Origin of the sequence: Kitasatospora phosalacinea (assembly GCF_000717185.1) — a bacterium.
GTDB classification, from domain to species: domain Bacteria; phylum Actinomycetota; class Actinomycetes; order Streptomycetales; family Streptomycetaceae; genus Kitasatospora; species Kitasatospora phosalacinea_A.
Genome location: NZ_JNYE01000081.1, coordinates 25,548 through 34,806 on the forward strand (window position 1 = coordinate 25,548; position 9,259 = coordinate 34,806).

Sequence of the window (9,259 nt, forward strand, 5' to 3'; positions counted from 1 at the left end):
GCCCGCGGGATTGCCAGGGCGTGCAAGTGCACGTGCACCATGGTCCTCTGCGCTCACGGCAGATGCAAGAGTCGATTCACGTGCAGTCGTGCGATTGGCATATGCATGCTCCGGATGCACGTGCAAGATGGACCCGGAGTGGCCGAAGCGGTAGCCCGCTGCACCACTACCGACACTCAGTGCGCCCAACTGATGGCAGACTGTGCAACTGGTCCGTCCGAGTGGAGGTTTGGTCAGATGACCACAGTTCAGCCCAGCGGGGGCTCGATGGTGCGCCGCATCCTCCTCGGCTCGCAGCTCCGCCGACTCCGCGAGGGCTGCGCGATCACCCGCGAGGACGCCGGGTACGCGATCCGCGCCTCCGAGTCCAAGATCAGCCGGATGGAACTCGGCCGCGTCTCCTTCAAGGAGCGCGACGTCGCCGACCTGCTCAGCCTCTACGGGCTCTCCACCGGCCCCGACCGCGAGGCACTGCTCGCGCTCGTCCGCGAGGCCAACAAGTCCGGCTGGTGGCACAGTTACAACGACGTGCTGCCCAACTGGTTCCAGACGTACATCGGTCTGGAGGAGGCCGCCGCCCTGATCCGCACCTACGAGGTGCAGTTCGTCCCCGGCCTGCTCCAGTGCGAGGAGTACGCCCGGGCGATCTTCGCGCAGAACCGGCCCGCCCTCGACGAGGAGGAGATCGACCGCCGCGTCGCCCTGCGCATCCGGCGGCAGAAGCTGCTCACCGAGGGCCGCGGCCCCAAGCTCTGGGCCGTCATCGACGAGGCCGCGCTGCGCCGCCCGGTCGGCGGGCCCGAGGTGATGCGGGCCCAGCTGGAGCACCTGGTGGAACTGGCCGGCTACCCCAGCGTGGTCGTCCAGGTCATGCCGTTCCGGTTCGGCGCGCACGCCGGGGAGAGCGGGGCCTTCTCGGTGCTGCGCTTCCCCGAGCAGGACCTGCCCGACGTGGTCTACGTGGAGCAGCTCACCAGCGCCCTCTACCTGGACAAGCGCGACGACGTCGACGAGTACCTTCAGGTGATGGAGCGGCTGTGCGTGGACAGCCTGACCCCGCAGCAGACCCTCGACCTGCTGCACTCGATCCTCAAGAGCCAGTAGGGCCGGGAGGGCCAGTAGGGCCGGGAGCGCGGGGAGCGCCCGGGGCTCCGGAAGCCCTGGGACTGCCGGGAGCGTCGGCGGCGGCGCGGGTCCGCCCCGGCGTGCGCCGGGGCCCGGGGGGGCGTGCGGGTGGAGCGGGGCGTTCCGCCAACCTCCTTGGCGCGGGTGGCAGTTCGGTATCGGCCGGACCCGGTGCATTGACCGTGCCCCGCCGAACTGCCATGGTGGCTGCTCCGAAGTCCGTACCGCCCCGTCCGGGCCCGGTGCGGACGGCGCACCGGCTCCACCAACACGGGGGTTTGGTGGAGCCGGGTTCCGACGCACCGGCGGAGCGCTTCGGGCGGCGAGGGGTCGACCGCCCGTGCTCTCCTCAGTGCCCCGACCGCACCTCCTTCGACCGCGCCGCCGCTGCCTCCTGCGCCGCCGGTGTTTCCCGTGCCGTTGCTGCTTCCTGTGCCGTCGTGCTGCGGGCCGGGCGGAGCGCGCCGACCAGCGCGGTCAGCAGGCCGAGCGCGGTGGTGCCCGTCACCAGCAGCAGCGCCGGGCGGTAGCCCGCCAGTTGGGCGTGCGCGTCGGTGCCGCCGCCGCTGCCCGCGGTGAGCACCGCCGTGGTCGCGGCCAGCACGATCGCGCCGCCGACCTGGAGCCCGGTGTTCACCAGGCCCGAGGCCAGGCCCTGCTCGTCGTCCGACACCCCGGAGGTCGCCGCCACGTTGATCGAGGGGAAGGCCAGGGCGAAGCCCGCGCCGATCAGCAGCATGCTCGGCAGCACCAGGCCGAGGAAGCCGCTGTGCTCGTCCAGCCGCAGGAAGAGGGCGTACCCGACCGCCATGGAGGCCACGCCCACCGGCAGCACCCGGGCCGGGCCGAACCTGTCCAGCAGGCGGCCGACCGCGCCCGCCGAGAGCGCCACCACCGCGCCGCCGGGCAGCAGCCCGAGCGCCGTCTCCAGCGCGGACCAGCCCAGCAGCCGCTGCAGGTACAGCGTGGCCACGAACTGGAAGCCCGCGTAACTGCCCATCAGCGTCAGCGCCGTGAGGTTGGCCCGGCGGACGCCCGCGTTGCGGAAGATGCCGAGCCGGACCAGCGGGTGCGCGGTGCGCGCCTCGACCAGCAGGAAGGCCGCCGCCAGCGCCGCCACCAGCAGCAGCGAGCCGAGGGTGCGCGGCGACAGCCAGCCCGCGCCCTGGGCCTCCGTCACCGTGAACACCAGCAGCAGCACCGCCGCGGTGCCGGTGACCGCGCCCACCACGTCGTACCCGCCGGAGGAGCGGTGCTCGTCGCCGCGGCGGGGGAGCAGCTTGAGGCCCGCGAGCAGCGCGACCAGGGCGACCGGGACGGGCATCAGGAACGTCAGCCGCCAGCCCGCCGACGTCAGCAGGCCGCTGATCACCAGGCCGAGCGAGAAGCCGGCCGCCGAGCAGGTGGTGTAGATGGACAGCGCCCGGTTGCGGGCCGGGCCCTCCGGGAACGTCGTCGTGATGATGGACAGGCCGGCCGGGGCGGTGAACGCCGCGCTGACGCCCTTCAGGAAGCGGGCGCCGATCAGCAGCGGCCCGCTGTCCACCAGCCCGCCCAGCAGGGAGGCGCCGGCGAACACGCCCAGCGCGACCAGGAACACCCGGCGGCGGCCCAGCAGGTCGGCCGCGCGGCCGCCGAGCAGCAGCAGCCCGCCGTACCCCAGGACGTAGCCGCTCACCACCCACTGCAGGGCGGAGTCGGACAGGTGCAGGTCGGCGCCGATGGAGGGGAGGGCGACGCCGACCATCGAGACGTCCAGCGCGTCCAGGAACATCGCGGCGCACAGGACCACCAGGGCGCCCCACAGGCGGGGGCTCCAGCGGGCGTCGGCCCCGGGGCCGGGGCCGGACGGGGGTCGGTCGGTGGCGGTGACAGGCGTGGGCGTGCGGAGCACGGTCGTGTCGGTCATGGCACAGAACGCTACATGCACACGCATGGGATGCAAGTGCATTTAATGTGGATGCAACAGATGCGCGTGCATGTGCTACTGTTGCGGCGTGACCGACTTCGACCCAGACCACGACCCCGCCGCGGAGACGGCACTCAGCGAGCAGTGGCGCGCCCTGCTGGCCCGCCACGCGGCCACGGCCTGCGCCATCGACCGGGAGCTGGGAGAGGCGTTCGGGCTCGGCGTCAGCGAGTTCGAACTACTGGAGCGGCTGCGGGAGTTCGAGCAGGAGAAGCCCGGCGGCGGCGAGCGCGCGCAGACCCTGGCCGGCACCGTCCACCTCAGCCAGAGTGCGTTCTCCCGGCTGGTCGCCCGGATGGAGAAGGCCGGCCTGGTCCGGCGCACGCACTGCGTCGACGACCGGCGCGGCATCTACATCGCGCTCACCGACGAGGGCCGCGAGCGCCACCGCAGGGCCCGCCCCGTGCACCGCCGGATCCTCGCCGAGACGCTCGGCCCGGAGGCCTGAGCCGGTACGCGGGGAGCGGCGGGCCGAGCAGCCGCCCGCGTCCACCACGCCCGCCCGGTCGGGCGCCCGCCCGGCTGCCCGCCCGCCCCGTCGGGCGCAGCGGCTCGGCGGTCAACGGCTCGGCGGTTCAGCGGCTCGGCGGTTCAGAGCAGCGCCGACAGCCCCGGCGCCGCCGCCAGTAGGGCCGCGCCCAGCGGGGCGGCCAGCGCGGCCAGCGTCCAGCCGAGCCGGGCCGGGACGGGCAGCCGGGGCTCGCCCAGCAGCAGCCGGTCCACCCGTGCGGGGGACTGCGCGAGCTGGGCCGGCGGGCAGGAGGCGAACACCTCGCTGTTCAGCTCGGCCAGCGCCAGCGCCGTCGTCACCCGGCCGTGCCGCCGCGCCGCCCGGTCGTCCGCCGCCAGCTCCACCAGCACCGCGACCTGGTCGCGGAACGCGGAGAACACCCCCACCCCCGGGAACCCGGTGGCCAGCGCCTGCGCGCACTGCCCCAGCCAGTGGTGCCGGGCCCGGACGTGGCCGCGCTCGTGGCTCAGCACCGCCGCCAGCTCCCGGTCCGACAGCTGCTGCAGCGCCCCCGTGGTCACCACCAGCCGGGCCCGCGGCCCCGGCAGCGACCAGGCCTGCGGCCGGACGTTCTCCAGCACCACCAGCGGCTCCCGCACCCGGCGCCGACGTGGCAGCAGCGAACTCGGCAACTCCGGCGCACGGCGCACCAGTTGGGCGTGCCGGTGACCGCGCTCCGCGCGCGCCGAGCGGATCTCCCGGGCCAGCGACACCGCCGTCCACACCCCGCCCGCCGCCAGCACCGCCGCCGACAGCCGCCCCCAGCCCTCCCGGCCCGCCAGTCCGTACGCGCCCTCGACCCCGGCCGGGGCGCCCGAGAAGACCACGTCCCGCCAGGCGGGCAGGGCGGCCGCGCTCGCCAGCAGCAGGCTCAGCACGCAGCACAGCAGCACCGCGACCACCAGCGTCTGCCACACCAGCAGGGCCAGCACCGGTTCGCGCTCCGGCCAGCGGGCCCGGGCCAGGCGGCTCGGCGCCACGGTGGCGAGCAGCAGTCCGAGCAGCAGCAGGCTCAGCAGTGCCGTCATGGCAGGGCTCCCCGAGGGAGGGGTGAGAGGCGCGGCGGTGCGCCTCCCCCCAACCTATGCCGCCGCACGCCCGCGCGGAACGCCAGGGGCGCCCCAGTGACCAAGACCACGCCCGGGCACCGCCCCCGACGCCCCGTCAGCCCCCGTCGGCGCCCTGTCAACGCCCCGCGGCGGCTCGTCAGCGGCCCGTCGGCGGCCCGTCGGCGTGTGACGGCGGCCGGGCCCGCGCTCACATCGACAGCAGCATCGCGAACATCCCGATCCCCATCGCCGCCCGGCAGGCCCGCGGCAGCGGCGCCACCACCGGCCCCCCGCCCGCGCCCCCGCCCGCCGTCAGCACCCGGCTGCCCTCCCACAGCGCGTACGCCCCGAAGTAGAGCAGCAGCGCCCCCGTCAGCACCGGCAGCCCGCCCGGCTGGGCGTGGTGCTCGGCGTGCCCGCCCGGCGCGCCGCCCCCGCCCGCCATCGCCAGCGCCATGTACGCCATCGCGAGCGCCCCTATCCCGTGGTGCAGCCGGTGCGCCCGCAGCCCCGCCCCGCGCCCGGCCAGCGCGCCGACCAGCAGCACCGCGGCCAGCAGGGCGTACGGCCAGCCCCAGAACACCCCCGGCAGCAGCGCCATCCCGGCCATGCCCAGCCCCATCGAGGCCTCCAGCACGTCCGACTCCCGGCGGGCCCGGTGGTGCCCGCTGCAGGCCGGGTCGCGGCTCCCGCGCCGGACCCGCCAGCCGCAGTAGCCGCCGCTGCCCGCGGCCAGCGCCGCCAGCAGCCAGTTCACCAACGCCGGACCGTGCACCGCTTCCTCCCCCGCGCCGGAGCTGCCCGGACACCGCAGCACCTCCACGATCACCGACCCCGTCCGGGCGCAGTAGGGCGCGAACGGGGGCGCACCGAGGCGTGACCGGCCCGGTGCGCACCGTGGGCGCCCCGGTGGCGGGCCGGTGGGCCCGGGGGCATGGTCGGGGCTACCGGGCCCACCGGCCCCGCGGGCGTCGGATCTGTCCGTTTTCATCCACCGCGGCGGGAACGAGGGGCGGCGGTACTACGAACTGGAGCGACTACCGTCAAACTGGCCTTGAGCCGGAGAACCTTTCGCATTTAACGTGGTCCTGTCGAAATAACTCCTGTCGAAGTGAGCCTGTGATGCAGAATCTTTCGCCGACGCTCGCGATCGCGGGCGACGCCCACGCCACCGATCCGGCCGCGAGCCCGGCCACGGGCCCGGTCGACCGGCCTGCCGACCACCCGGCCTGGTCGCGCCTCAAGGACGCCGTCGAGGCCCTCCGGCCGCTGCAGTCCAAGGACGGCTCGATCGACCTCGCCGCCGTGCCGCGCCCCGCCGTCGACCCGCTGGTCGAGACCGTGCAGGAGGCCGTCGCCGAACTGGCCCCGCTCTTCCCGCACGACGCCGACTACCTGGCCGCCGTCCGCGCCGACCTGCGCAAGTGGGCCGACACCGGCTACCGCGAGCCCGACTTCCTCGACTCGCTGCTGGCCTTCCGCCCGAACGAGCACCGCGTCGACGGCACCGGCCACCTGGTCGTCTTCCCGATGTACACCCAGAACGGCAACCCGGACCGCAACCTGGAAGCCGTCCTGCTCAAGGTCGTCTGGCCCGACTGGATCGCCGAACTGGAGCGCACCCGCTTCGACAACCCCGGCTACCTCGGCATCGCCTTCGAGGACTTCACCGCCGGTTACGACACCAACTCCGCCGTCCTCTTCCCCGAGACCGTGGCCGTCCGCGAGGCGCCGGAACGTTTCACCTGGGGCGGCATCTTCTGCGACCGCGAGGCCGCCCGCTTCCGCACCGTCACCACCAGCGCCGTCCGCCAGCTCGGCCTCGACATCCCCGCCGACGCCGCCGAACTGCTCCGCGACCAGGACCGCACCCAGCAGACCTTCGTCCTGTGGGACCTCGTCCACGACCGCACCCACAGCCACGGCGACCTGCCCTTCGACCCCTTCATGATCAAACAGCGCAGCCCGTTCTGGATGTACGGCCTCGAAGAGCTCCGCTGCGACCTCAACACCTTCAAGGAGTCGGTCCGCCTGGAGACCGAGGGCCACCCCCAGGGCCGCGACGTCCAGTACGCCATCCTCTTCGACCGCCTGTTCCGCTTCCCGGTCAGCGGCGACCGCGTCCGCAACTACGACGGACTCGGCGGCCAGCTCCTCTTCGCCTACCTCCACAAGCACGACGCCCTGCGCTGGCGCGACAACCGGCTCACCATCGACTGGGACCGCGTCGCCGACACCACCAACCAGCTCTGCGCCGAGATCGAGACCCTCTACCGCGAGGGCATCGACCGCCCCAAGACCGCCCACTGGATCGCCGCCTACCAGCTGGTCTCCCGCTACCTCACCCCGCACCCCGCCTCCACCTGGGCCAAGGGCCCCGAGGCGCTCCCGCTCGACCTCGCCGACGACAAGGCCCTGCGCAAGGCGCTGTGCGACGCCGTCCACCCCGACGAGTTCCCGCTCAGCATGTTCTACGAGGCCCTCGCCAAGAAGCTCGGCCGCGTCATCGCGGGCACCAAGGGCATCACCGGCACCACCAACACCGAGGAGGCCGCCGCGTGAGCGCCCCCGCCGACACCCGCCCCCTGCACGGCAAGGTCGTCGCCGTCGCCGGAGCCAGCGGCCCCGCCGGACAGGCCACCCTGCGCCGCCTCGCCTACGACGGCGCCACCGTCGTCGGCGCCGACATCGACCAGCACCGGCTGGACGCGGCCCTCGCCGCCGTCCGCACCGCCGTCCCCGGCGCGGACGTCCACGGCCAGGTCATCGACCTGCTCGACCCGCAGGAGGTCCACGACTGGGCCGACCACCTGGAGGCCGAGCACGGCCGCGTCGACGGGCTGCTCCACCTGGTCGGCGGCTGGCGCGGCAGCAAGACCTTCTTCGACACCCGCATCGACGACTGGGACTTCCTGCACGACACCGTCGTCCGCACCCTCCAGCACACCTCGCTGGCCTTCCAGCCCGCCCTGCTCCGCAGCCCCGCCGGGCGCTACGCCATGGTCTCCGCCGCCGCCGCGCACAAGCCCACCGCGGGCGGTGCCGCGTACGCCGCCGCCAAGGCCGCCACCGAGGCCTGGACCCTCGCGATGGCCGACTCCTTCCGCAAGGAGAGCACCGACCCCGACGGCGACCCCGTCGCCGCCGCCGTCATCCTGGTCATCAAGGCCCTGGTCAGCCCCGAGATGCGGGCGGAGAAGCCCGAAGCCAAGTTCGCCGGCTTCACCGACACCGCCGACCTGGCCACCACCCTGGCGTCCCTCTGGGACCGCCCCGCAGCAGAACTGAACGGACAGCACCTGTGGCTGACAGCCCGATGAACCCCGTCGTTACCGGTCCCACCGACGCGGTGCGGCACCACGACCCCGCCGTCCGCGGCTTCGCCAGCGACAACTACGCCGGCGTCCACCCCGAGGTGCTCGCCGCCATCGCCCTCGCCAACGACGGCCACCAGGTCTCCTACGGCGAGGACGCCTACACCGAGCACCTGCAGACCGTCTTCCGCCGCCACTTCGGCGACCGCGCCGAGGCGTACCCCGTCTTCAACGGCACCGGCGCCAACGTCGTCGCCCTCCAGGCCGTGCTGCCGCGCTGGGGCGCCGTCATCGCCGCCGAAAGCGCCCACATCAACGTCGACGAGTGCGGCGCCCCCGAGAAGCTCGCCGGCATCAAGATCCACACCGTCCCCACCCCCGACGGCAAGCTCACCCCCGCCCTGATCGACCAGCAGGCCTGGGGCTGGGGCGACGAGCACCGCGCCCAGCCGCTCGCCGTCTCGATCACCCAGTCCACCGAACTCGGCACCCTCTACACGGTCGACGAGGTCCGGGCGATCTGCGAGCACGCCCACGAGCGCGGCATGCTCGTCCACATGGACGGCTCCCGGCTCGCCAACGCCGCCGCCTCCCTCGGCGTCCCCTTCCGCGAGTTCACCACCGACGCCGGGGTCGACGTCCTCTCCTTCGGCGGCACCAAGAACGGCCTGCTGCTCGGCGAGGTCGTGGTCGTCCTCGACCCCGAGAAGGTCCGCAACCTCAAGTACCTGCGCAAGATGTCGATGCAGCTCGCCTCGAAGATGCGCTTCGTCTCCGTCCAGTTCGAAGCCCTCCTCACCGGCGACCTCTGGCTCCGCAACGCCGGCCACGCCAACGCGATGGCCCGCCGCCTCGAAGCCGCCGTCCGCGACATCCCCGGCGTCACCGTCGTCCGCCCCGTCCAGGCCAACGCCGTCTTCGCCCTCCTCCCGCGCGAGGTCAGCGAACGCCTCCAGAAGCGCTACCGCTTCTACTTCTGGGACGAGCACACCGGCGAGGTCCGCTGGATGGCCGCCTTCGACACCACCGAACAGGACATCGACGCCTTCGCCGCCGCCATCGCGGAAGAGATGTCCCGCCAGGCCTGACCCGCACTGGCCCTGCACGCCGGATCGGCGGCCGGGGTGCCGTTGTTTGCACCCGCCGCCGATCCGGCGTAGTGTTGACTGGTCGCTCGGCAGGGAGCACCGGACACGCATCTGTGTGGACGGTCCCGGGGCGGCCAATCCCTTGGAAAACCAGCTAGCTGATCCGTGACGGGTCGCGTCCTTTTCGCGTCCCCGTTCGTATT

The 9,259-nt window shown here is 73.7% G+C and carries 8 protein-coding genes; 5 read left to right on the top strand and 3 right to left on the bottom strand.

Going from position 1 to position 9,259, the window contains the following annotated elements; all coding sequences use genetic code 11:
• Nucleotides 1-237 precede the first annotated feature (237 nt).
• Nucleotides 238-1,104 (top strand): helix-turn-helix domain-containing protein, encoded by an 867-nt coding sequence (locus OO57_RS28190; RefSeq protein ID WP_081974021.1) that lies wholly within the window; start codon nucleotides 238-240, stop codon nucleotides 1,102-1,104.
• Nucleotides 1,105-1,474: 370 nt separating this feature from the next.
• Here the strand turns inward: OO57_RS28190 and OO57_RS28195 are convergent, their stop codons facing one another.
• Nucleotides 1,475-3,034 carry an MFS transporter gene (locus tag OO57_RS28195; RefSeq protein WP_051778340.1) on the bottom strand — a complete coding sequence of 520 codons (1,560 nt, stop codon included), beginning with the start codon at nucleotides 3,032-3,034 and terminating at the stop codon, nucleotides 1,475-1,477.
• 88 nt (nucleotides 3,035-3,122) lie between these two features.
• Between OO57_RS28195 and OO57_RS28200 the strand changes: the two genes are divergently transcribed.
• A complete protein-coding gene (locus tag OO57_RS28200) occupies nucleotides 3,123-3,542 on the top strand; it encodes a MarR family winged helix-turn-helix transcriptional regulator (protein WP_033255505.1) in 420 nt (139 codons plus the stop codon).
• A 143-nt stretch (nucleotides 3,543-3,685) separates the two neighbouring features.
• On the opposite strand, the gene OO57_RS28205 is transcribed toward OO57_RS28200, so the two are convergent.
• Nucleotides 3,686-4,633, bottom strand: a complete 948-nt coding sequence (locus OO57_RS28205; RefSeq protein WP_033255506.1) for a M56 family metallopeptidase — start codon at nucleotides 4,631-4,633, stop codon at nucleotides 3,686-3,688.
• A 229-nt stretch (nucleotides 4,634-4,862) separates the two neighbouring features.
• Nucleotides 4,863-5,411 carry a DUF5134 domain-containing protein gene (locus OO57_RS28210; protein WP_324606803.1) on the bottom strand — a complete coding sequence of 183 codons (549 nt, stop codon included), beginning with the start codon at nucleotides 5,409-5,411 and terminating at the stop codon, nucleotides 4,863-4,865.
• Between the two features lie 365 nt (nucleotides 5,412-5,776).
• Here OO57_RS28210 and OO57_RS28215 point away from each other — a divergent pair, with 365 nt between their 5' ends.
• The 3 genes from OO57_RS28215 to OO57_RS28225 are packed head-to-tail and all read left to right on the top strand — an operon-like array spanning nucleotide 5,777 to nucleotide 9,056.
• The gene (locus OO57_RS28215; protein ID WP_033255507.1) at nucleotides 5,777-7,216 is read left to right on the top strand and encodes a DUF6421 family protein; all 1,440 of its coding nucleotides are present in this window, start codon (nucleotides 5,777-5,779) and stop codon (nucleotides 7,214-7,216) included.
• Nucleotides 7,213-7,974: an SDR family NAD(P)-dependent oxidoreductase gene (locus OO57_RS28220; protein ID WP_033255508.1), complete on the top strand. Its 762-nt coding sequence runs from the start codon at nucleotides 7,213-7,215 to the stop codon at nucleotides 7,972-7,974. Before OO57_RS28215 ends, OO57_RS28220 begins: the two co-directional genes overlap by 4 nt.
• On the top strand, nucleotides 7,971-9,056 hold the full coding sequence (locus tag OO57_RS28225) for a threonine aldolase family protein (RefSeq protein ID WP_199811346.1): 1,086 nt from the start codon (nucleotides 7,971-7,973) through the stop codon (nucleotides 9,054-9,056). The genes OO57_RS28220 and OO57_RS28225 overlap by 4 nt, the downstream gene beginning before the upstream one ends.
• The last annotated feature ends 203 nt before the right edge of the window (nucleotides 9,057-9,259 follow it).